21 protein-coding genes are annotated in these 23,641 nt (G+C 68.6%); 20 read left to right on the forward strand and 1 reads right to left on the reverse strand.

Annotated elements, in window-relative coordinates:
- The first annotated feature begins 26 nt into the window (after positions 1-26).
- The 13 genes from MKK49_RS19605 (at position 27) to MKK49_RS19665 (ending at position 17,974) form a co-directional block, all read left to right on the forward strand.
- Positions 27-1,829, forward strand: a complete 1,803-nt coding sequence (locus tag MKK49_RS19605) for a peptidoglycan D,D-transpeptidase FtsI family protein (RefSeq protein WP_244031447.1) — start codon at positions 27-29, stop codon at positions 1,827-1,829.
- A complete protein-coding gene (locus tag MKK49_RS19610; RefSeq protein ID WP_244031448.1) occupies positions 1,826-3,295 on the forward strand; it encodes a UDP-N-acetylmuramoyl-L-alanyl-D-glutamate--2,6-diaminopimelate ligase in 1,470 nt (489 codons plus the stop codon). The genes MKK49_RS19605 and MKK49_RS19610 overlap by 4 nt, the downstream gene beginning before the upstream one ends.
- Complete coding sequence (locus tag MKK49_RS19615; protein ID WP_244031449.1) at positions 3,292-4,764, forward strand: UDP-N-acetylmuramoylalanyl-D-glutamyl-2,6-diaminopimelate--D-alanyl-D-alanine ligase; 1,473 nt, start codon at positions 3,292-3,294, stop codon at positions 4,762-4,764. Before MKK49_RS19610 ends, MKK49_RS19615 begins: the two co-directional genes overlap by 4 nt.
- Before the next feature lie 82 nt (positions 4,765-4,846).
- A complete protein-coding gene (gene mraY / locus MKK49_RS19620) occupies positions 4,847-5,932 on the forward strand; it encodes a phospho-N-acetylmuramoyl-pentapeptide-transferase (RefSeq protein WP_147708801.1) in 1,086 nt (361 codons plus the stop codon).
- A complete protein-coding gene (gene murD, locus MKK49_RS19625; protein WP_244031450.1) occupies positions 5,932-7,293 on the forward strand; it encodes a UDP-N-acetylmuramoyl-L-alanine--D-glutamate ligase in 1,362 nt (453 codons plus the stop codon). The genes mraY and murD overlap by 1 nt, the downstream gene beginning before the upstream one ends.
- A 99-nt stretch (positions 7,294-7,392) precedes the next feature.
- The gene (locus MKK49_RS19630) at positions 7,393-8,508 is read left to right on the forward strand and encodes an acyltransferase family protein (RefSeq protein WP_244031451.1); all 1,116 of its coding nucleotides are present in this window, start codon (positions 7,393-7,395) and stop codon (positions 8,506-8,508) included.
- A gap of 84 nt (positions 8,509-8,592) precedes the next feature.
- A complete protein-coding gene (locus MKK49_RS19635; protein ID WP_244031452.1) occupies positions 8,593-9,855 on the forward strand; it encodes an O-antigen ligase family protein in 1,263 nt (420 codons plus the stop codon).
- Between the two features lie 292 nt (positions 9,856-10,147).
- On the forward strand, positions 10,148-12,295 hold the full coding sequence (locus MKK49_RS19640; protein ID WP_244031453.1) for a sodium-translocating pyrophosphatase: 2,148 nt from the start codon (positions 10,148-10,150) through the stop codon (positions 12,293-12,295).
- 237 nt (positions 12,296-12,532) lie between these two features.
- A complete protein-coding gene (locus tag MKK49_RS19645; RefSeq protein ID WP_244031454.1) occupies positions 12,533-13,624 on the forward strand; it encodes an alkene reductase in 1,092 nt (363 codons plus the stop codon).
- 171 nt (positions 13,625-13,795) lie between these two features.
- Positions 13,796-15,694, forward strand: a complete 1,899-nt coding sequence (locus MKK49_RS19650; protein ID WP_244031455.1) for a PAS domain S-box protein — start codon at positions 13,796-13,798, stop codon at positions 15,692-15,694.
- Complete coding sequence (locus tag MKK49_RS19655; protein WP_244031456.1) at positions 15,691-16,338, forward strand: HAD-IA family hydrolase; 648 nt, start codon at positions 15,691-15,693, stop codon at positions 16,336-16,338. Before MKK49_RS19650 ends, MKK49_RS19655 begins: the two co-directional genes overlap by 4 nt.
- A 101-nt stretch (positions 16,339-16,439) precedes the next feature.
- Positions 16,440-16,664, forward strand: a complete 225-nt coding sequence (locus MKK49_RS19660) for a hypothetical protein (RefSeq protein WP_244031457.1) — start codon at positions 16,440-16,442, stop codon at positions 16,662-16,664.
- 212 nt (positions 16,665-16,876) lie between these two features.
- The gene (locus MKK49_RS19665) at positions 16,877-17,974 is read left to right on the forward strand and encodes a GGDEF domain-containing protein (RefSeq protein WP_244031458.1); all 1,098 of its coding nucleotides are present in this window, start codon (positions 16,877-16,879) and stop codon (positions 17,972-17,974) included.
- An 85-nt stretch (positions 17,975-18,059) separates the two neighbouring features.
- On the opposite strand, the gene MKK49_RS19670 is transcribed toward MKK49_RS19665, so the two are convergent.
- Positions 18,060-18,557, reverse strand: coding sequence for an outer membrane protein assembly factor BamE (locus MKK49_RS19670; RefSeq protein ID WP_244031459.1), 498 nt, complete (start codon positions 18,555-18,557; stop codon positions 18,060-18,062).
- 209 nt (positions 18,558-18,766) lie between these two features.
- Here MKK49_RS19670 and MKK49_RS19675 point away from each other — a divergent pair, with 209 nt between their 5' ends.
- The 7 genes from MKK49_RS19675 (at position 18,767) to MKK49_RS19705 (ending at position 23,546) form a co-directional block, all read left to right on the forward strand.
- A complete protein-coding gene (locus MKK49_RS19675; protein WP_244031461.1) occupies positions 18,767-19,333 on the forward strand; it encodes a ubiquinol-cytochrome C chaperone family protein in 567 nt (188 codons plus the stop codon).
- Positions 19,330-19,845 carry a YceD family protein gene (locus MKK49_RS19680; RefSeq protein WP_244031463.1) on the forward strand — a complete coding sequence of 172 codons (516 nt, stop codon included), beginning with the start codon at positions 19,330-19,332 and terminating at the stop codon, positions 19,843-19,845. Before MKK49_RS19675 ends, MKK49_RS19680 begins: the two co-directional genes overlap by 4 nt.
- Positions 19,846-20,012: 167 nt before the next feature.
- A complete protein-coding gene (gene plsX / locus MKK49_RS19685; RefSeq protein WP_244031464.1) occupies positions 20,013-21,047 on the forward strand; it encodes a phosphate acyltransferase PlsX in 1,035 nt (344 codons plus the stop codon).
- 25 nt (positions 21,048-21,072) lie between these two features.
- Positions 21,073-22,050: a beta-ketoacyl-ACP synthase III gene (locus MKK49_RS19690; protein ID WP_244031465.1), complete on the forward strand. Its 978-nt coding sequence runs from the start codon at positions 21,073-21,075 to the stop codon at positions 22,048-22,050.
- A gap of 95 nt (positions 22,051-22,145) precedes the next feature.
- Positions 22,146-22,469: an integration host factor subunit alpha gene (locus MKK49_RS19695; protein ID WP_244031466.1), complete on the forward strand. Its 324-nt coding sequence runs from the start codon at positions 22,146-22,148 to the stop codon at positions 22,467-22,469.
- Between the two features lie 8 nt (positions 22,470-22,477).
- Complete coding sequence (locus MKK49_RS19700) at positions 22,478-22,972, forward strand: MerR family transcriptional regulator (protein ID WP_244031467.1); 495 nt, start codon at positions 22,478-22,480, stop codon at positions 22,970-22,972.
- A gap of 130 nt (positions 22,973-23,102) precedes the next feature.
- Positions 23,103-23,546 (forward strand): 4-aminobutyrate aminotransferase, encoded by a 444-nt coding sequence (locus tag MKK49_RS19705; protein ID WP_244031468.1) that lies wholly within the window; start codon positions 23,103-23,105, stop codon positions 23,544-23,546.
- The last annotated feature ends 95 nt before the right edge of the window (positions 23,547-23,641 follow it).

Consider the following 23,641-nt stretch of genomic DNA (forward strand, 5'->3'; position numbering starts at 1 on the left):
ACGCCGTTCCGCCCGAGGCCGAGTCGATGCAACACCCCGAGGTCGAAGCCCCGGTGCCGGAGCCGGCTCCGGCGCCGCGCGCGAACCGGGTCGTCGCGCTCATCCGGGCGATGTTCCATCTCGCCATCGAGCGCAGCTACGCCCGCGTCGGCCTCGTGGGCCTGGGCTTCGCCGCCGTGTTCATGACCATCGGCGTGCGCCTCGTCTATCTCGCGGCGCTCCCCGAGACGGACAATTCCGACAAGCGCGTCGCCGCCTCCGCCACCACGGCGATCCGGCCCGACATCGTTGACCGCAACGGCGAGATCCTGGCCACCGACATCCGTACGGTCTCGGTCTTCGCCGAGCCGCGCAACATCGTCGACAAGGACGAAGCGGTGGAACTGCTCACCGCCGTCCTGCCCCAGCTCAACGCCAACGATCTGCGCACCAAACTCTCGGCCCGCGTCGGATCGACGGGGAAGGAGAAGGGCTTCGTGTGGGTGAAGCGCGAGATCACCCCGAAGCAGCAGGCCGAGGTCCATCGCCTCGGCATCCCCGGCATCGGCTTCCTGCCCGACCACAAGCGCGTCTATCCCAACGGGGTCGCCGCCGCCCACATCATCGGCATCACCAACCTCGACAATCTCGGCATCGCCGGCATCGAGAAGTACATCGACACGCAGGGCAACAAGGCGCTCAACGAGTTCGGCCTTGTCGCCAAGCAGACCGACCTCAAGCCGGTTCAGCTCTCCATCGATCTACGCGCGCAGTTCGCGCTTCGCGACGAGCTCGCCTGGGGCGTCGATCACTTCAAGGCCAAGGCCGCCGCCGGCATGATCCTCGACGTGACCACCGGCGAAGTCATCGCGCTCGCCTCCCTGCCGGATTTCGACCCCAACGACCCGGCCGACGCCCTCTCGGCCGACCGCATCAACCGCATGAATGTCGGCGTCTACGAGATGGGCTCGACCTTCAAGGCGATGACCCTCGCCATGGCCCTCGATTCCGGCAAGTACAACGTCAACTCGACCTTCGACACTAGGGGCGGCGTGCTCACCTGGGGCCGGCAGAAGATCCACGAGTACCACGGTACCAACCGCACCATCACCATGCCGGAGGTGTTCACGCACTCGTCCAACATCGGCTCGGCCAAGATGGCGCTGGGCATCGGCGTGCCCGGCCACAGGGCCTTCCTGAAGAAGATGGGCCTCACCGACCGCATGCGGACGGAGCTGCCTGAGAGCGCCGAACCCATCGTCCCGTCGCGCTGGACCGAGATCAACACCATCACCATCGCGTTCGGCCACGGCCTCGCCGTGGCGCCGATCCAGGCGGCGGCGGCGGTGGGCGCCATCACCAACGGCGGCAACCTCATCGTGCCGACCTTCCTCAAGACCACCGAGGCCGAGGCGCTGAAGAAGGCGACCCGGGTGCTGAAGCCGGAGACCAGCGAGGCGATGCGCTTCATCATGCGCCTCAACGCCGTCGAGGGCTCGGCCAAGAAGGCCTCGATCCCGCTCTACTACGTCGGCGGAAAGACCGGCACCGCCGAGAAGGTGATCCACGGGCGCTACGTGAAGAACCGTCTGTTCACCACCTTCATGGCTGCCGCACCCATGAACAGCCCGAAATACCTCTTCGTCACCATCATGGACGAACCCCAGGGCCTGCCGGAATCGGGCGGTTACGCCACCGCCGCGTGGAACTCGGGCGTGGTCACGGGCCGCGTCATCGAGCGCGTCGCGCCGATCCTCGGCCTGCCGCCGCAATTCGACCCGCCGGTGAAGCCGTTCCCCCTCATGGTGAAGCTCGGCGCCTACCACGCCACCCAGGTGGACGGGCGATGAGCGGGGCGACCCTCGGGCAGCTGTTCCCGGAGGCCGCCGGCGATACGACGCCGGTCTCGGGGCTGACAGCCGACTCGCGAAAGATCGAGCCCGGCTTCGTGTTCGTGGCCGTACCCGGCACCGTCGCCGACGGGCGCCGCTTCGCCGCCGGTGCCGTCGCGGCGGGAGCCGTCGCCGTGGTGGGGGAGGGCGCACGGCCGGACGGGCTCGATCCGGCGTTTCCCTACGTTCCCGTAACGGACGTGCGCCGCAGTCTCGCGCTTGCGGCCAGCCGTTTTTCGGGCGGCCAGCCCGCCCATGTGGTCGCGGTCACCGGCACCAGCGGCAAGAGTTCGGTCACGGATTTCGTCCGCCAGATCCTGTCGCGGCTGGGTCGCGCGTCGGCGAGCCTCGGGACGGTGGGCATCGTCACGAATGGGGGCGCCACCTACGGATCGCTCACGACGCCGGACCCCGTGACCCTGCACGCGACCCTGTCGCGGCTGGCCGAGGACGGCATCACGGATCTCGCCATGGAGGCGTCCTCGCACGGCATCGAGCAGCGCCGCCTCGACGGCGTTGAACTCTCCGCCGTCGGCTTCACCAATCTCGGGCGCGACCACCTCGACTATCACGCCACCCTCGACGATTACCTCGCGGCCAAGCTGCGGTTGTTCACGACCCTGGCCCGGCCCGGCATCCCGGCGGTGGTCAACGCCGACGGCGCCTACGCCAAGGTGGTCATCGCCGCCGCCCTGGCGCGCGGCCTGAGCCTGCGCACGACCGGTCGAGCCGGTGAGACCGTTCGGCTCGTCGCGGCGCGCACGGAGGGATTCTGCCAGCACCTCCACGTCATCGCCCCCGGTCCCGACGGACAGGCGGAGTACGACGTTCGCCTGCCCCTCGTCGGCGGGTTCCAGGTCGAGAACGCCCTGCTCGCCGCCGGGCTCGTCCTCGCGACACCAGCCGGCGAGGCCGATCCGGCCGGCGTGATCGCCGCCCTCGAACACCTCACCGGCGTGCCCGGTCGCATGGAGCGCATCGGCGAGGCGAACGGCGCCCTCTGCCTCGTCGACTACGCTCACAAGCCGGAAGCCCTCGACGGCGTGCTCACGGCGCTGCGCCCGTTCGCGACAGGGCGCCTCGTCTGCGTCTTCGGCTGCGGCGGCGACCGCGACCGGGGCAAGCGCCCGATCATGGGCGCCATCGCGGCCAAGGGCGCCGACTGGATCATCGTCACCGACGACAACCCGCGCTCGGAAGATCCCGCCGCGATCCGTGCCGAGATTCTGGCCGCCGCACCCGACGCCACCGAGATCGGAGACCGTGCGGAGGCCATCCGCACGGCGGTGCGGGCGCTGGCGCCCGGCGACGTCCTCGTGGTGGCCGGCAAGGGTCATGAAACCGGCCAGATCGTGGGCACAACCGTCCTGCCGTTCTCGGACCACGACGTGCTCCGGGCGGCCATCGCGGAGCGCGCGACATGACCTCGACCCAGTCCGACGCCCCCCTCTGGACGCAAGAAGCCCTCGAGACCGCCACCGGCGGCACTCTGCACGGCGCCCCGAAGCCCATCACGGGCGCGTCCATCGACACCCGCAGCCTGCAGCCCGGCGACCTGTTCTTCGCCATTCGCGGCGAGGCGCGCGACGGACACGACTTCGTCCGTGACGCCCTGTCCCGTGGGGCGGGCGCCGCCGTCGTCGCGGCCGGGCGCGCGGAGGAATTCGCCGGGGCCGGCGCGGTGCTCGCCGTCTCGGGCACGGGCGAAGATCCCGTCCTCGATGCCATGCGGGCGCTCGGGCTCGCCGCCCGCGCCCGTACCCAAGCCGGCATCGTCGCGGTGACGGGGTCGGTCGGCAAGACCGGCACCAAGGAAGCCCTGCGCCACGTCCTCTCGGCGCAGGGGCGCACCCACGCCTCCATCGCCTCATACAACAACCATTGGGGCGTGCCCCTGACGCTCACCCGCATGCCGGCCGACGCCGATTACGGCGTGTTCGAGATCGGCATGAACCACCCCCGCGAGATCGTGCCCCTCGCCGCCATGGTCCGGCCGGACATCGCCCTGGTGACCACCGTCGAGCCGGTGCACATCGAGCATTTCGCCTCGCTGTCGGCCATCGCAGACGCCAAGGGCGAGATCTTTTCCGGCCTGCGCCCCGGCGGCACCGCGATCCTCAACCGCGACAACCCGAGCTTTTCGCGGTTGCTGGCGCACGCGCAGGCCTCGAAGGCCGGACGGGTCGTCACTTTCGGCGAACACGCTGAGGCCGATGTCCGGGCGCTCCGCATCGTCCTGCGGCCCGACCTCTCCGTGGTCGATGCCAGGGTGATGGGTATTCCGGTGACCTACCAGCTCGGAACCCCGGGCCGGCATACGGCGATGAATTCGCTCGGCGTCATGGCCGTGGTCCATGCGCTGGGGGCGGATCTCGCCCTGGCGGCCCTGTCCCTCGCGGCGCTCCGGCCCCCCGTGGGGCGCGGCGAGCGCACGGCCCTGCGGATCGGGGAGGGCGAGGCGTTCCTCGTCGACGAGAGCTACAACGCCAACCCGGCTTCCATCCGCGCGGCCCTCGCCACCCTCTCGGCCATCGAGACCGGCCCCCGGGGCCGCCGCATCGCCGTGCTCGGCGACATGCTGGAACTCGGCGCCGCCGGTGAGGACCACCACCGTGACCTTGCCGCCGCCGTCGAGGACGCGGGGGTCGATCTCGTCTTCACCGCCGGTCCGCTCATGCGGCATCTGTTCGAGGCGCTTCCCTTGAGTCGGCGCGGCACCTGCGCGGCGACCTCGGGTGAACTCCTCGATTCCGTGCTCGGCACCCTGCGGGCCGGGGACGCCGTGATGGTAAAGGGCTCCAACAGCATCCGCATGGGCCGGATTGTCGAAGCCCTCAAAGCCCGGTACGCGAACCCCGGACAAGCCGACCCAGTCCAAGCGATCGCGCGCTAGGACGGCCGGCACGGCCGGGAGGCCGGGGCCCGCGGCCTCGCATGCCCGGAAACGATCCTCGAAAACCGCGGCCGGGTGCTGGATGCTGTATCTTCTGTCGGACCTGAGCGGCACGCTGTCGCCGCTCAACGTCTTCCGCTACATCACCTTCCGCACCGGCGGCGCGCTGTTCACGGCGGGTCTGTTCGTGTTCTGGTTCGGGCCGCTGATCATCTCGCTCCTGCGCCTGCGCCAGGGCAAGGGCCAGCCCATCCGCGAGGACGGGCCGCAATCCCATCTGCTGACCAAGCGCGGCACGCCGACCATGGGCGGCCTGATGATCCTGGCCGGCGCCATCGTGGCGATCCTGCTCTGGGCCAACCCGCGCAACCACTACGTCTGGGTCGTGCTCGCCGTGACCTTGGGGTTCGGCGCCATCGGCTTCTACGACGATTACCTCAAGGTGACGAAGCAGTCGCACAAGGGCTTCTCGGGCCGCTTCCGCCTGCTGCTGGAGGGCGCCATCGCGCTCGCCGCCTGCACCGTCATCGCGGTCTACTCGCCGGCGGCGCTTCAGAACCACCTCGCGTTTCCAGTCTTCAAGGACGCGCTGTTGAACCTCGGCTGGTTCTACGTGCTGTTCGCCGCCTTCGTCATCGTGGGTGCGGGCAACGCCGTGAACATGACCGACGGCCTCGACGGTCTCGCCATCGTGCCGGTGATGATCGCCTGCGGCACCTTCGGTGTCATCGCCTACCTCGTCGGCAACGTCTTCACGGCGGGCTACCTCCAGGTGAACTATGTGCGCGACACCGGCGAACTCGCCGTGGTCTGCGGCGCGGTGATCGGGGCGGGCCTCGGCTTCCTGTGGTTCAACGCGCCGCCCGCCCAGATCTTCATGGGCGACACCGGCTCCCTCGCCCTCGGCGGTCTGCTCGGCACCGTCGCCGTGGCCACCAAGCACGAGATCGTGCTGGCCATCGTCGGCGGCCTGTTCGTGCTGGAGATGATGTCGGTGATCATCCAGGTCGCGTCGTTCAAGCTCACCGGCAAGCGCGTCTTCCGCATGGCGCCGATCCACCACCATTTCGAGCAGAAGGGCTGGAAGGAGCCGCAGGTCGTGATCCGGTTCTGGATCATCGCCGTGATCCTGGCGCTTGCCGGCCTCGCCACCCTGAAGCTGCGCTGATGACGCCCGCCACCACGTTCTCCGGCCGGAAGGTCGCGCTGTTCGGCCTCGGTGGCTCCGGCCTCGCCACCCTGCGGGCGCTGCAGGCGGGCGGGGCCGACGTGCTCGCCTGGGACGACAGCCCGGAGAGCGCGGCGCGGGCCCGCGCGCAGGGCTTCACCGTCTCCGATCTGCACGACGCCGACTGGTCGGAGTTCGCCGCCCTCATCCTGGCCCCCGGCGTGCCGCTGACCCACCCGGTTCCGCACTGGACCGTGGACAAGGCCAAGGCCGCCGGCATCGAGATCATCGGCGACATCGAACTGTTCTGCCGCGAACGCGCCCGGATCGCGCCGCAAGCCCCCTTCGTCGCCATCACGGGCACCAACGGCAAATCGACCACCACGGCCCTCGTCGCCCATATCCTCGCCCGGGCCGGCCGAGATGTGCAGATGGGCGGCAATATCGGGACCGCGATCCTGTCCCTGGCGCCGCCCGCACCGGAGCGGATCCACGTCATCGAACTGTCCTCGTTCCAGATCGATCTGACGCCGTCTCTCGACCCCGGTGTCGGGGTGCTTCTGAACATCACCCCCGACCACCTCGACCGCCACGGCACCCTGGAACGCTACGCCGGCATCAAGGCGCGCCTGATCGCGGGCTCGGACCTCGCCGTCGTCGGCATCGACGACGCGCCGAGCCGCGCCATCGCCGAGGCGGTCGTCGGTCCCGTCGTGCGTGTGCATGTGGGCGCGGAAACGCCGGACGGAGGGCTCTCCGCCCGCGATGGCCTCGTGGTCGGAGCGGACGGCAGGCCCCTCGCGGATCTCAACGGGATCGGCACCCTGCGCGGCGCCCACAACTGGCAGAATGCCGCCGTGGCCATCGCCGTTGTCCGGGCCCTCAGCCTCGATGCCGATGCCATCCTAGCCGGGTTGAAAACCTTCCCCGGCCTGCCCCACCGCATGGAGGAGGTCGGCCGCCGCGACCGCGTTCTGTTCGTCAACGACTCCAAAGCCACCAACGCCGATTCGACGGAGAAGGCCCTCACGGCCTTCCACGACATCCACTGGATCCTCGGCGGCAAGGCCAAGGCGGGCGGCATCGAATCTCTCGTGCCGCTGTTCGGCCGGGTCGCCCACGCCTACCTCATCGGCGCGGCGAGCGACGCCTTCGCCGCCACCTTGGACGGCCGGGTGCCCTACACCCGCTGCGGCACCCTCGATGTCGCCACCGCCAAAGCCGCCGAAGCGACGGCCTCGTCCGGGGCGGCCGAACCCGTGGTGCTGCTCTCCCCGGCCTGCGCCTCCTACGACCAGTTCCGAAGCTTCGAGGATCGCGGCGACCAGTTTCGCGCCCGCGTGCGGACCCTGATCGGGTAGGCGGACGGCGTTCGGCATTTCGTTTTATCGGGGCTTAACCGCTGTCGCCCCATGCTCCGCCCGCGGTCGGCATCCTGCCGCCTCCGAGGCAGTGCCGACATGAAGCAGATCGTCTCCGTTCAGGTCCTGCGGGGGCTCGCCGCCCTCATGGTCGTTTTCGGGCATGCCCAGCATCATGCCCTCGTGCAGAGCATGAAGATCGGCGGCACGTTCGAGCGGGTGCACCTGCTGCCCTGGGGAGCCGGCGTCGACATCTTCTTCGTGATCTCGGGCTTCATCATGGTCTACGCCTCCGAAGGGCTGTTCGGACGGCAGGGGGCGGCGACCGAGTTCCTCGGCCGCCGCGTGGCGCGGATCGTCCCGCTCTACTGGATCTTCACCGCCCTCTACGTGGTGGTCGTGACGATCGGGCTGGCAGGCACCACCAAGGACGTCGCCGGCCCCTCGGCCATCCTCGCGTCGTTCGCCTTCTGGCCGGCCTATGCCGCCGGACGGGACATTCCGCTCCCGGTCCTCGAACTCGGCTGGACCCTCAACTACGAGATGTTCTTCTACCTCATCTTCGCCGCCTTCGTCGGATTGCGGCGCGAGCGGGCGGTGATGGCGGTGGCTGTCACCCTCGGCGCCCTCGTCGTCGGGGGAATGGTCACGCAGCCGAGCGCGGCGGCGCCCTTCTTCTGGACGCGCCCGATCGTGCTCGAGTTCGGGATCGGGATGGGCATCGCCCTCCTGGTCCGCAACGGCGTGCGGCTCCCGGGCCTCGCCCGGGGCGTCCTCCTCGTCGGCGGCGTCGCGATCCTGGTCGTCGACCCCATCGACTCGGCCCATCAGGCCATGAACTGGACCACGCCGAACGATCTCTGGCGGGTACTCGGCTGGGGCCTACCGGCCGCCCTCATCGTCGCCGCCGCCGTGCTCGGCCGTCAAGCCGGACCGTCGCCCCTGTCGAAGCTCGGGCTCCTCGTCGGCGATGCCTCCTACGTCCTCTACCTCAGCCACCCCTTCGTGATCGTCGGGATCCGCAAGGCGGCGCAATGGGGCGGACTCGAGGGACCGTCGATGCTCTGGCCGATGGTGATCGTCACGGTCGTCGGATCCTGTGCCGTCGCGGTGCTGATCCATCGCGTCCTGGAAAAACCGCTCACCCGCTTCGTCCAGGGGCTTCTCGTCCGTCGCCGGGCGCCTGACGCGCCCGCCGCCTTAAGTCTTCGCTGACGGGCGTGGTGCACAGTCGGAACGGGTGATTGCCCCGCAGCGGGTTGGACGAAGACGATGGCGGCAGGCTGGGCAGGAACCACGTTGAACGGTGCCGTCGCGACACCGCCGTGGAGTCGCCGCGCCGCGACGGGTCCGCTCCACACCCTCGGATACATTCTCTTCGGGCTGTTCATCTTCTTTACGTGCTTCACGTTCATGAAGCCGTCGCCCTACGACTTCCTGGCGCCGCCGACGATCCTGCTCTGGTTCCTGCTCGATATCAGGATCCATCGCGCGACGCTCATCGTCATCGCGCTGCTGGCGATCTATCTCGCCGCCATCCTGGTTTCGCTCATCCCCTATCTCGATGAAAGCCTTCCGGTCGAGTGGACCTATCAGACGGTCTATCTCGGCATCACGGGCATCTTCTTCGTGATGTTCTTCTCCGATGACACCGCCCGCCGGGTGACGTTCGGCCTGAAGGCGTATCTGGCGGGCTGCCTGTTCGCCGCGATCTGCGGCATTCTCAGCTACTTCGACGTCGTCGGCGAAAGCATCCTGTTCAAGATGGACGGCCGGGCCTCGGGCGTCTTCCAGGACCCCAACCTTCTCGGGTCGTTCCTCATCCTGTCGGCGCTGTATCTCATTCGCGGGATGCTGGTCGGGGAGACGCGACGGGTCTTCCTGTCCGCGACGGCCCTGCTCGTCATCCTCGCCTGCGTGTTCCTCTCGTTCTCGCGCGGGTCGTGGGGCGCCTGTGTCGTCGGCATCGCCCTCACCATCGGCCTCACCTGGGCGACCTCGCCGTCGCGGGCCATCCGTCGCCGCATCGCGCGATTGTCGGCGTTGGCGTTGGTCGTCGGGGCCGTGCTGATCGGGGGCCTGCTCTCCGTCGACAGCGTCGCCGAGCGGTTCACCGACCGCGCCCAGGTGACGAAGGACTACGACGAGGGCGAGACCGGGCGGTTCGGCAATCAGCGCCGCGGCATTCCGATGCTCATCGACCGTCCCCTTGGCTTCGGTCCCCTGCGGTGGCGGCGGATCTTCGACCTCGAGCCGCACAACACCTATATCGGCGGCTTCGCCAACGGGGGATGGCTCGGCGGGTTCGCCTTCATCTCCATCGTGCTGACGACGACGTTCGTCGGGTTCCGCCTGTGCCTGAAACCGTCTCCGTATCAGGGTCTGAGTCAGGTCGTCTTTCCGGCCCTGCTGATGTTCTTTCTCCAGGCGTTCCAGATCGACATCGAGAAGTGGCGCCACGTCTACATGATGCTCGGGATGGTCTGGGGCCTGGAGGTGGCGCGTCTTGCCTGGCTGGCGGGGCAGCGAGACGCCGGAGCCGCAGAATTCAGGATTTCATAAGTTTCGACCGGCGAACACGGACCATTTCGGTCTTATCCCGCGGACCGAGATCTGGCGACGACAGGTGATCCCAGTCGAAGGATTGCCTGAATTGTGCGATGCACAAATATCCGCAGCCTAAAATGCGATTGGCCGTTTGCGCTTCACGGCGAAGTTTGGCACTCAAGGAGGGCAATTCCGGGGAGGAATGCGATCACACCATCGGGTGTCACGTCCCATGGCACGCCAGGGACGAGGCAAGCCGACCCCGACGGTCGAGGGATCATCTCGAGATCACCCAAGGACGGTACGAATGACCGCATTGCTGCTGATCATCCTGGGCGGGCTGTGCGCCGTCGCCTACGGCATCGTCACGATCAACGACGTCCTGCGCCGCGACGCCGGCACCCAGCGCATGCAGGAGATCGCCGGCGCCATCGCGGAGGGCGCCCAGGCCTACCTGCGTCGGCAATACGCCACCATCGCGGTCGTCGGCCTCGCGTTGTTCGTGGCCCTGGCGTTCTTCCTCGGCCTCAAGGTCGCCATCGGTTTCCTCATCGGCGCGGTGCTCTCGGGCGCGGCCGGCTTCATCGGCATGAACGTGTCCGTGCGCGCCAACGTCCGCACGGCCCAGGCCGCCTCGACCTCGCTGGGAGCGGGCCTCGACGTGGCGTTCAAATCGGGTGCCGTCACGGGCATGTTCGTGGCGGGCCTCGCCCTGCTGGGCGTCGCTCTCTATTACGCCTACCTCACCCGCATCGCCGGGCTGGCTCCCGCCAGCCGCGAGGTCATCGACGCCCTCGTGGCCCTCGGCTTCGGCGCCTCGCTCATCTCGATCTTCGCGCGTCTGGGCGGCGGCATCTTCACCAAGGGGGCCGATGTCGGCGGCGACCTCGTCGGAAAGGTCGAGGCCGGGATTCCCGAGGACGATCCGCGCAACCCCGCCACCATTGCCGACAACGTCGGCGACAATGTCGGCGACTGCGCCGGCATGGCCGCCGACCTGTTCGAGACCTACGCGGTGACCGTGGTCGCCACCATGGTGCTGGCGGCGATCTTCTTCGCCGGACAGACCGATGTGGCCGGCCGCAACGTGCTGGAAGCGATGCTGCTCTATCCGCTCGCCATCGGCTCGGCCTGCATCCTCACCTCCATCGCGGGCACCTACGCGGTCAGGCTCGGCGCCAACCAGTCGATCATGGGCGCCCTCTACAAGGGCCTGATCACCGCCGGCGCCCTCTCCATCGGCGCCATCGCGCTGGTGAACTTCGCCCTGTTCGGCAGTTTCTCCACCACCTTCACCACCAATGCGGGGGTGAGCTTCACCTCGGGCGCACTTCTCGGCTGCGCCGTCGTCGGCCTCGTCATCACGGCCCTCATCGTGGTCATCACCGAGTACTACACCGGCACCAACTTCCGCCCGGTCAAATCCATCGCCGACGCCTCGGTGACCGGCCACGGCACCAACGTGATCCAGGGCCTGGCCGTCTCCCTCGAATCGACGGCGCTGCCGGCTCTCGTCATCGTGGCCGGCATCATTGCCACCTACTCGCTGGCGGGCCTGTTCGGCATCGCCATCGCGGTCACCGCCATGCTGGCGCTCGCCGGCTTCATCGTCGCGCTGGATGCCTTCGGACCCGTCACCGACAATGCCGGCGGCATCGCCGAGATGGCGGGCCTGCCGCCGGAAGTCCGCAAGTCCACCGACGCGCTCGACGCCGTGGGCAACACCACCAAGGCGGTGACCAAGGGCTACGCCATTGGTTCGGCGGGCCTCGGCGCCCTGGTGCTGTTCGCCGCCTACACCTCGGATCTGAACTACTTCATCGCCAATGCGAGCCCGACGCAGTACCGGTTTTTCCAGGGCGTCACCGTCGATTTCTCCCTGTCCAACCCCTACGTCGTCGTCGGCCTGCTGCTCGGCGGCCTGATCCCGTTCCTGTTCGGCGGCATGGCGATGACGGCGGTGGGCCGTGCGGCGGGTGCGGTGGTGGAGGAAGTCCGTCGCCAGTTCCGCGAGAAGCCGGGCATCATGGCCGGCACCGATCGGCCGGATTACGGGCGGGCCGTCGATATGCTCACCCGCGCGGCGATCAAGGAGATGATCCTGCCCTCGCTCCTGCCGGTGCTGTCGCCCATCGTGCTGTTCTTCGTGATCCAGGCGATTGCCGGTAAGAACCAGGCCTTTGCCACCGTCGGCGCCTCGCTGCTGGGCGTCATCCTCACCGGCCTCTACGTGGCGATTTCGATGACATCGGGCGGCGGCGCCTGGGACAACGCCAAGAAATATATCGAGGACGGGCATCACGGCGGTAAGGGGTCCGACGCCCACAAGGCGGCGGTGACCGGCGACACCGTCGGCGACCCCTACAAGGATACGGCCGGCCCCGCCGTGAACCCGGCGATCAAGATCACCAACATCATCGCCCTCCTGCTCCTGGCGGTGCTGGCGCGCTACTGAAGGCCCCACTGGACGTGGATCATCAGAAGAGGTCGGAGCCGCCAGGTTCCGGCCTTTTCCTCTATCGAAGACCGCATTGCGATCCGGCGTGTGCGATGCCGCACCGGTACGATGGGCTGGCGTCGCGTCACCCCTGACATCGCATCGTGCGCAATCCAACTACGGCTCTCGAAGCCTCGACATCCCCCGGGGTGTCGCGCGCTTCCGTTCGTTTCTGAAACAACGCGAGAGCCTGCAATGCCGAGCCTGTCCGACCCGATCCGCATCGGCGCGATCGAAGCCAAGAACCGCGTCTTCATGGCCCCGCTCACCCGCGGCCGCGCCACCCGCGCCCATGTACCGACGCCGATCATGGTCGAGTATTACACCCAGCGCGCCAGCGCCGGCCTCATCATCACCGAGGCCACCGGCATCAGCCAGGAAGGCCTTGGCTGGCCCTACGCTCCGGGCATCTGGTCCGATGAGCAGGTGGCGGCCTGGAAGCCCATCGTGAAGGCCGTGCACGCGGCCGGCGGCCGCATCGTCTGCCAGCTCTGGCACATGGGCCGCATCGTCCACCCCGATTTCCTCGACGGCGCCAAGCCGGTCTCGGCCTCGGCCACCACGGCGCCGGACGCCGCTCACACCTACGCAGGCAAGAAGCCGTACGCCGAGGCCCGCGCCCTCCCGATCGAGGAGATTCCGCGTCTCCTGGCCGACTACGACCGGGCGGCCCGCAACGCCATCGCGGCCGGCTTCGACGGCGTGCAGATCCATGCGGCCAACGGTTACCTCATCGACCAATTCCTGCGCGATGGTTCGAATTTCCGGGATGATCGCTACGGCGGCTCCATCGAGAATCGGATCCGCCTCTTGACGGAGGTGACCCGGACCGTCGCAGACGCCATCGGGGCCGACCGCACGGGCGTTCGCCTCTCCCCCAACGGCGCGATCCAGGGCGTGGACGATTCCGACCCCGACGCCCTGTTCGGCGCGGCCGCCAAGGCGTTGTCCGAGATCGGCATCGCCTTCCTCGAGATGCGGGAACCCGGCCCCGAGGGGACTTTCGGCACCTCGAACCACGCGCCCGTTGCTCCGATCGTCAAGGCGGCCTTCGACGGCCCCCTGGTGTTGAACTCGGACTACGACGGTCCGAAAGGGCAGGCCGTGCTCGACGCCGGCAAGGCCGACGCCATCGCCTACGGCCGGCCGTTCCTCGCCAACCCGGACCTGCCCGCCCGGATCGCCGAGGGTGCGCCCCTGAAAAAGGACGAGCAGAAGACTTGGTACAGCCAGGGACCCGAGGGCTACATCGACTACCCGACCCGCTCCGGCGCCAAGGCCGCCTGATCGAAGGCCGCCTGACAGAAGGTTGAGCTCCGGCGCCCGAACCGGTATCGGGCGTCGGACGTGATGCGGGCCGAAGACGCTCGAAGAGGGACACGCGGCCATCGCTCCGGACCGAACTTTGACGGACCTGTCACGCGCCCTATCTGAAGGCGCTGACGAGGATACCCGCTCTTGACCGCGATCACTTCCTGCGATGGTCCGTGGACGGACTGGACCGAGGCCGAACGGCTCGAGGCCCTCCGTGACACGAAGATCCTCGATACCGGCCAGGATCCGGCCTACGACGACCTCATCCGCATCGCCTCCATCGTCTGCGCCGCGCCCATCGTGCTGGTCAGCCTCGTCGACGAGACGCGGCAGTGGTTCAAGGCGCGCATCGGCTTCGAGGCGACCGAGACGCCACGATCGATGTCCATCTGCGCGCATGCAATCGAGAACGGCCCGCTTCTGGTGATTCCGGACCTCACAACCGATCCGCGCACGGCCGACAATCCCCTGGTCATCGGCGAGCATCGCCTGCGTTTCTACGCGGGCGCCGTCATCCGGGCCAAGGCCGGCCAGCCCCTGGGAAGCCTGTGCGTCCTCGACAGGGTCGCCCGGCCGGATGGGTTGACCCAGGTTCAGACCGAGACCCTGGATGCGCTGGCGCGGCAGGTCGCGACCCTGATCGAGCTGAAGCAGTCCCGCGAAGCGGTCGCCAACCGCGAGGCGGACCTCGCCGCGAGCGAGCGCCGTTTTCGTGTGATGACCGGTGCCATGCCCCAGATGGTGTGGACCACGCGACCCGACGGCTTCCACGATTTCTACAACGACCGCTGGTACGAATTCACCGGCGTTCCCTACGGCTCAACCGATGGCGAGGGCTGGAACGGCATGTTCCATCCCGACGATCAGGAGCGTGCCTGGACGCGTTGGCGCCACAGCCTCGCCACCGGCGATCCCTACGAGGTGGAGTACCGCCTGCGCCACCACACCGGTGTCTACCGCTGGACCCTGGGACGGGCGATGCCCCTGCGCGATGCCGAAGGCCGCATCGAGCGCTGGTTCGGAACCTGCACCGACATCGAGGACCTGAAGCGCGCCGAGGGCGAGGCCCGCAAGCTCGCCGCCATCGTCGAGCATTCCAAGGACTTCATCGGCATCGCCGACGAGGATGGCCGCATCCTCCATATCAATGCGGCCGGCCGCCGGCTTGTCGGCCTCCCCGACGCCGAGACGGCCCGGCGCACCACCGTGCCCGATTACTTCATGCCCGAATGCCGATCGACGGTGATCGAGACGGTGTTGCCGACCGTGCAGCGGGACGGCTGGTGGGAGGGAGAGCTCACCTTCCGCCATTTCGGGACGGGGGAGGGAATCGCGGTCCTCTACAGCGTGTTTCCCGTGCATGACGACCGCGGCGGCCTCCTCGGCTACGCCACCGTCACCCGGGACCTCCGCGAGCGCAAGCGCGCCGAAGAGGCCCGCGATCTGCTGATCAAGGAACTCTCCCACCGCATCAAGAACATCTTCGCCGTGGTCGAAGGCATCGCCGCCCTGTCGGCCCGCACCGATCCGGCGGCCCGTCCCTTCGTCGCCGCTTTCCGCGAGCGCCTCGGTGCCCTCGCCAACGCCCACGAATACGTGCGTCCGCATTCGCCCGCGAGCGCTCCCAAGGTGCAGGGCCAGACCCTGTTCGGCCTCATGCGCCTGATCATGGCGGCCTACGTGCAGGACGGCCGCGAGCGCATCGTGCTGCACGGTGACGATATCGTCGTCGGCGACCGGTCGGCCACGGCGTTCGCGCTGATCATGCACGAGCAGGCCACCAATGCGATGAAGTATGGCGGCCTGTCCACGGAAGCCGGGACCGTACGGCTCACCGGGCGACGCGACGGCGAGACCTACGAACTCGTCTGGGCGGAATCCGGCGGACCGCCCGTGTCCGGGCCGCCGACCCGGCGCGGGTTCGGCACCGTGCTGGCCGAGCGCAGCGTGGCGGGGCAACTCGATGGCACCCTCGAGCATGACTGGAGCGGCACCGGCCTCGTCATGCGTCTGGCCGTGCCCGCCGCCAACCTGACCGCGTGAGCGCAACGCCCTATCGTCTCTTGGTCTTCGATTTCGACGGGACCCTCGCCGACAGCTTTCCCTGGTTCGCCCGCGTCATCAACGATGTGGCGGATCGCTATCGATTCCGTCGGATCGCCCCGCATGAGACGGAGGTCCTGCGCGGTCTCGATGCCGCCGGCATCGTCCGCCACCTCGGCATCGCGCCGTGGAAGCTGCCCTTCATCAGCCGGCACATGCACGGGCTGGCAGCCCGTGACATCGGTGAGATCCCGCTGTTTCCCGGCATTCGGGAAATGCTCGCCGATCTCGACGCGGCGGGCATGCCGCTCGCCATCGTCAGCTCCAACACGCGGGCCAACATCGAAGCCGTGCTCGGGGCCGATGCCGGGCGCTTCCGGCACCATGCCTGCGGCGCCGCCCTGTTCGGAAAGGGCAAGCGCCTGCGAGCCCTGATCCGTGACGCCGGTTTCGCCCCCGAGACGGTTCTCTATGTCGGCGACGAGATCCGCGATCACGACGCAGCCCGCGCGGCTGGCTGCGATTTCGCCGCCGTGGCCTGGGGTTACACCCGGGTCGAAGCCATGCGGGCGACACGCCCGGCTCTGGTTCTCACCAGTCCCCATGCCGTCGCGAGGGTCGTGACCGGCCGCGTGACTCCGTAGACACACCGCGCCGGAAAGTATTCCCGACTCGACCGCGGCGGATTGCCTGCGGGCGATCGGTCGCGCACGACTCGTCACCGGAGAGCGGACGCGGAGTCGCCATGTCGATGCAGAGCCAGCGCGGTGGCCGGGATGGGATGCCCGCCGTTCCCCACGAGTCCAATGGCGGCGCATGGCCCGGAAGCCAAAGCCTCGCACCCGACATCGTCGCCAGCCTCGCCGGTGGTTTGCGGTCCGTCTACGAAGCCCGGCCCGACGCCGACATGCCCGACGCCTTCGCCGACCTTTTGAACCGCATCGAGGCCGCCGAGCGCGCCCGGGGCTGAGGCCACGAGGCGATACGTCCGAGGGCGGGGATATGTGCCGGCAGCGCAGTACTCCTGCCGATCCGGGGCCGATAAGCTTCGGTATGTCTCGAAAATTCTCCGCCGCATCGTCGTACTCGAGGCGGTGACCATCGTCGGCCGCAGGTTTTGTGAGACACCCTTAAGGCTTCCGCGATAATTTCCGGAGCTGTGCTCGCCGCGAAGTCAATCCGATGCCCTCTATCCCCGATGTCCCGACCCTTCGCCTGTGCAGCATCCTCGCAAGCACGGCCTTTGTGGTGGTTTATCTGTCCCTGTGGCGTGCCAGGACCCAGCAATCCTATCTGCTGGATTGGGCGGGGAGCTTCGCCCTCTACGCGGTGACGCTGATCGGCTTCGCGCAGGTCGGGCATCACCCGGTCCTCGCGGGACTCCTGTGCTGCCTTCTCGGTGTCGCCAACGTTCTCGTTCTGACCGGGGTGTACCGGTTCGACGGCGTGAAGCCGTTCCGGCCCTGGATGCTCCTGGTGATCCTGCTGCCGGGCCTCGGCGTCCTCGGCCCCGGGGCGATGGGATACCGGGTGGCCGCCGAGATCGGCGGCACCCTCGGGCTCATCTTCGACATGCTCACCATCGGCATGGTCCTGATCGGCGGCCGGGGCATGACCTCGAGCGGAGGCCGCCGCATCGCCGGGCTCGCCCTCCTCGGCTACATCCCGGGCTACGTCCTCGTGATCGTCGCCCTGGTGACCGACCGTTCCATCCCCGATGTCGTGGCCCTGGTGCCGATGCTGGCCGACCAAATGCTGCTGGCGATCCTGAATCTCGGCCTCATCGCCATGCTGGGCGAGCGCGCCCAGATGGCCCTGCGCCACATTGCCCTGCGCGACACCCTCACGGGCGCCCTGAACCGCGCCGGTCTCGCGGCCTACGGCTCCGCGCTCGCCGCGCCGGAGACCGCCGTCGTCGCCATCGATGTGGATCACTTCAAGGCCATCAACGACCGGCACGGCCACGGGGTGGGCGACGCGGTGCTCGTGGCGCTGGCCACCTGCGCCATGCGACGCGTCTCGGGGCGCGACCTCGTCGTGCGCCTCGGCGGTGACGAGTTCGTCATCGTCCTGGCAGGCACCGGTCGTGGAGATGTCCTGACCTTTGCCGCCGATCTGCGTCGGGCCTTCGGGGCGGTGCCGGACCTGCCGGCCTGGACCGCGAGCATGGGCGTGGCGACGGTCGCGCCCGGCGAGACCGACCTCCTCGAAGCCATCGCCCGGGCCGACCGGGCCCTCTACGAGGCCAAGGCTTCGGGCCGCGACCGCGCCGCCGCCTGACTTGCTATCGGTGTTTCCAACGAAAAGGCTGCCTCCGTTCGGACGGAAGCGGCCTCGATGCGGCGTGATGATCGGAGGGAGGCGATTACTGGCCGGCGCGCGCGCCCGGGACGACACTGGCGCCCTTGCCGCTGCCGAAGGGCTCGTAGCGGGTCAGGCCGCGGAAGAGCTGGCTGATGAAGGCCCGGTCCGCGCCGCTCGTCGGGGTCGAGCGCTCGATGAAGTCGAACACCTTGCCGTCCTGCAGGCCGTAGAGCGCCACGCGCTCGACCTTGAAGGCCGGGGTGAAGTACACTGCGGTCACCTTCTGGTCCTCGATCTGCTCGCCGAGGAACAGCACCGTGCGGCGGGTGTTCTGGCTGATGTAGTACCAGCTCTTGTTGCCGACGGTGGAGACCGTGGAGGGCGTGCCGAGGATCGTCAGCACCTGCTCGGCGCTCATGCCGGGCTTCACCGTCGCCAGCGCAGCCTGATCGATCTGGTAGCCGTGGCGCAGATCCTCGCCGATGCAGCCGGCGAGCCCGGTGCCGACGAGGCCGAGGACGGCAAGGCGCGCGAGCGGCAGAACGAAACGGCGCGACATCGACCACCCTTGATCTTGCTGAAGAACTGAACGCGTCTGCGGTCGGAGACCCGACACGGCACTCGAACGCCCAGGAAAACCCGAAGACGGTTGCACCTTGACCATTCGTTGCCGTACCCCGGGGTTATGGTTTTGACAAGGCAAGCGGGGCCACACCCGGCCCTTCCGCACCGTCCGCGGCGCGCTGTCCACACGGGAAGGGGGCGCGCATGATCGGTCGTCTGTTCGGGCGCAAGAGCCCCCGCGAACGCATGATTCGCGACCTTCACGTCCGCATCAACGCGGCGGCGCGGGTGCCCGGCCTCTACACTGACCTCGGCGTGCCCGACACGGTGGAAGGGCGTTTCGAGTGCCTCAGCCTGCACGTGATCCTGGTGCTGCGCCGCCTCAACCGGCTCCCCGATCCGGCGGCGGACGTGGCGCAGGACCTCGTCAACGCGGTCTTCCTCCAGCTCGATTCGTCCTTGCGCGAAAGCGGGATCGGTGATTTCGGGGTGCCCAAGCGCATGAAGAAGCTCGGCGCCGCTTTCTACGGCCGGGCCGCCGGCTACGATGCCGCCCTGGACGCGGGTGACGCGGACGCCCTGGCCCAGGCTCTCGCCCGCAACGTCCTCGGCGTCGAGGCGGCTGACGCCACGGATCTGGCGCGCTACGTGATGGCGAGCGACCGGGCCCTCGGAGTTCTCGACCTCGCCGCCCTCGTGGAGGCGGGGCCGCGTTTCGCCGCCATCGAAACCTCCGCCGGGACGGCGGACCAACTGGGAAGTCTGCGATGACACGGGATCAGACGGTCGGTCCGCTCACGCGCTCGATCCGGGTCGATCGCATGGCGCGCGCGCAGGGCGATTTCGTCGTCACGGCGACCCCCGAGGAATGCGCGGCGCTCGCCGCCGATTTCGGCATTCCGGCGGTCCGCGACCTCGTCGGCCGCTTCCGTGTCGGCGGCACCCTGGAAAACCTCACGGTGACGGGCTCCGTCGAGGCCGTGGTGACCCAGATCTGCACCGTGAGTCTCGATCCGTTCGAGGCGCCCGTGCACGAGGCCGTCGACGTGGTCTTCACCGACGGCGAGATCCCGACGGGACACGACGCCGACGAGATCGACGTGCCCGACGCGATCGTCAACGGCCGCGTCGATTTCGGCCTCCTCACCGCCGAGTTCCTGGCCATGGGTCTCGACCCCTATCCGCGCAAACCCGGTGTCACCTTCGTCGAGCCCGAGCCCGAGCCCGACGCGGAGGACGCGCCGCTCGGGGGCCTGCGGGCCTTGCAGGGCGGCAAGGACTGAGGGTTCGCGAGGGGCTTGAGCGAGGGCTTCGGCCCGCCCGGGGCAGATTTCGTTTGCCCGGCGGGCGCGAGTCGCTATTTTCCGCCGCGCCGTGACCGAGGCCGCCCCGATCCGGCCCTCGTTCGCGCGCCCAGTTTCTCGACCTCAAGGCCTCCGGCGAACTCCATATGTCTCAGAGAGTGTGCATCTCGCTCGACGCCATGGGCGGCGACCACGGCCCCACCACGGTGGTGCCGGGCGCAGCCATCGCCCGCGAGCGCCATCCCGAGATGACGTTCCTGATGTTCGGCGACGAGGCGGTGCTGGCGCCCCTGGTGGCGGCCGAGCCGCGCCTGAAGGGCGCCGTCGAGATCCGTCACACCATCATGGCGATCGCCATGGACGAGAAGCCGAGCCAGGCCGTGCGCACGGGCCGGGGAAAGTCCTCCATGTGGAAGGCGATCCAGGCGGTGAAGGACGGCGAGGCCGATGCCGCCGTCTCGGCCGGCAACACCGGCGCCCTCATGGCCATGTCGAAGATCTGCCTCAAGACGCTCGCCGGCATCGAGCGCCCGGCCATCGCCTGCCTGTGGCCCACCGTGCGCGGCGAGAGCGTGGTGCTCGATGTCGGCGCCACCATCGGAACGGATGCCGACCACCTCGTTGAGATGGCCCTCATGGGCTCGGCCATGGCCCGCATCGTGTTCGACATCGACCGGCCCACCGTCGGGCTTCTCAATGTTGGCACCGAGGAGATGAAGGGCAACGAGGCGGTCAAGGAAGCAGCCCGCCGCCTGCGCGAGGCCGACCTGCCGAACCTGAGCTATCACGGGTTCGTCGAGGGCAACGACCTCGGCAAGGGCACCGTCGATGTCGTGGTGACGGAGGGGTTCACCGGCAACATCGCCCTGAAGACCGCCGAGGGCACCGCTAAGCAGATCGGCACCTACCTGCGCGCCGCCATGAGCCGGACCCTGTCGGCGAAGATCGGATACTTCTTCGCCCGTCAGGCGTTCAAGGCCCTACGGGACAAGATGAACCCGAGTCGGGCCAACGGCGGCGTGTTCCTCGGCCTGGAGGGCATCGTCATCAAGAGCCACGGTTCGGAGGACGCGCACGGCTTCGCGGCGGCCGTCGACCTCGCCCACGACATGGCACGCCACGACCTCATGCGGACGATCCGCGACATGCTCGAACTGACACCGGCGGGGGCCTCCTCATGAGGCTGCTCCGGACAAGGACGATACGATGACGTGCTTGCGCTCCGTCGTGGTCGGCTGCGGCTCCGCCCTGCCGGCCCGATGCGTAACCAACGACGAGCTGGCGAAGACCGTCGAGACCTCCGACGAATGGATCGTCCAGCGCACGGGCATCCGCCAGCGCTACCTGTCGGACGCGTCCGAGACGACTTCGGTGCTCGGCACCCGGGCGGCGCAGGCCGCACTGGACGATGCCGGCCTCGCCGCCGCCGATATCGACCTCGTGATCTGTGCCACCTCGACCCCCGACCACACATTCCCTTCGACGGCGACGCAGATTCAGGCCGGCCTCGGCATGACCGGCGGCGTCGCCTTCGATCTCCAGGCCGTCTGCGCCGGCTTCGTCTACGCCGTCACCACCGCCGACAAGTTCCTCGTCACCGGTTCGGCCCGGCGCGCCCTCGTCGTCGGCGCCGAGACTTTCTCGCGCCTGCTCGACTGGGAGGACCGCACCACGTGCGTGCTGTTCGGTGACGGCGCCGGTGCCGTCGTGCTCGAGGCCCGCGAAGGCGAGGGGACCAGCGCCGACCGCGGCGTCCTGACGTCGAGCCTGCGCTCGGATGGGCGCCATCGCGAGAAACTCTACGTCGACGGCGGCCCCGGTTCGACGGGCACCACCGGACACCTGCGCATGACCGGTAAGGAGGTGTTCCGCTTCGCCGTCGGGTCGGTGACGGATGTCATCGACGATGCATTCCGGGCCTCGGGCACCAATGCGGACGACCTCGATTGGTTCGTGCCGCATCAGGCCAACCGGCGGATCATCGAGGCTTCGGCCGACAAGCTCGGCATCGCCCGCGACAAGGTGGTGCTCACGGTCGACCGGCACGGCAACACCTCGGCCGCCTCGATTCCCCTGGCATTGGACGTCGCCCGCAGGGATGGGCGGATCAAGGACGGCGACCTCGTGATGATCGAGGCCATCGGCGGTGGCTTCACCTGGGGCGCGGCCTTGATCCGCTGGTGACGCGCCGGCACGGTTGACCCCGGCATCGGCGCCGATTAGCGTGCCCCCTCAGACAGATAACCCACAAAACGTGAATCGACGCCGGGGGCAGACGCATGACGGGAAAGACGGTCACACGCGCCGATTTGAGCGAGGCCGTCTACCAGCAGGTCGGCCTCTCGCGCACGGAATCCTCGGCTCTCGTCGAGACGGTCCTGTCGGAAATCTGTGCCTGTCTCGCCGCCGGCGAGACGGTGAAGCTGTCCTCGTTCGGGTCCTTCGTGGTGCGCAGCAAGGGTCGGCGCGTCGGCCGCAATCCGAAGACCGGCGTCGAGGTGGCCATCGAGCCGCGCCAGGTCATGGTGTTCAAGCCGTCGAACGTGCTGAAGGCCCGCATCAACGGCATGAACGGCGTTGGCGATCACGACGACGACGAATGAGGGGCCCGATGTCGCTCGCCGCCGCCGAACCGCGTGATCCGCAGGAGAAGAGCGCGACAGCTTTCCGTACGATCAAGGAAGCAGCGGACGAACTCGAAGTCCCCCAGCACGTCCTGCGCTTCTGGGAAACGCGGTTCGCCCAGGTGCGACCGGTCAAGCGCGCCGGTGGACGGCGCTATTACCGCCCCGATGACATCGACCTCCTCAAGGGAATCCGGTGCCTGCTCCATGGGCAGGGCTACACCATCAAGGGCGCACAGGGCATCCTGCGGGAGAAGGGCGTGCGCTTCGTCCAGAGCGTCGGCCGGGGCGAGGTCGAGGTGGCGGCGCCGTCCCTGCCGTTGGGTCAGGAGCCGCACGAGGATGCCCCCGGGGCCGATGCGGAGACCGGCGGATTGTCGCCGGACGCGCACCACATCTTGGGGGCTGCGCTTCAGGACCTCTACGCCTGCCGGGCGATCCTGACGGATCTGCGCCGATCGGCCGACGCGGATATCACCTGACCGGGCCTGTCGGCGTCTGACGCCGATCCTCCGCCCTCGACGGGTGGCCCCCGCATCCCCACATCGACCGGACGCGTTCGCCCGCCCGCTGCCGCCGCACGGGGTCACGGGCTGCTCCGGAGAGTTTTCGATGTCGCTTGCCCGTTCGACCGCCGCCCTTGCCGCGGGTCTCTTACTGACCGCGCCCGCCCTCGCCCAGACGACCGTGACCCGCAGCGAGACCGCCGCGCCCGGCAAGTCCGTGCGCTTGGCCATCGTGCCCAACCTCAAGAAGGATTGCACCTCGGGGCCGATGCCGGAAATCCGCGTCAGCGGCGCGCCGAAGAACGGCTCGCTCATCACCAAGGTCGGCAAGATCAAGACGCCGGCCAAGTACCGGTGCCCCGGCAAGGAGGCCGCCGTGCAGGCGATCTTCTATCAGAGCAAGGACGGCTACACCGGCACCGACGAGGTAACCGTGGACGTCAAGGATTCCGACGGAAACGTGCAGACCCAGAACATCCGCATCACCGTCAACGCGGCCAAGAAGGAGGCTCCGGCCAAGGACGCGGCCAAGTCCGGCACCGATCTCTGAGGCTCCGGGCGAACCCAAGCCGAAGGGCGCCCGCGCCCTTCGGAATTGCCAGTGTGGCACGCAATCCACGCCCGTCCCATGCGTAGACCGCACTG

Source organism: Methylobacterium sp. J-090 (genome assembly GCF_022829345.1).
Lineage (GTDB): Bacteria > Pseudomonadota > Alphaproteobacteria > Rhizobiales > Beijerinckiaceae > Methylobacterium.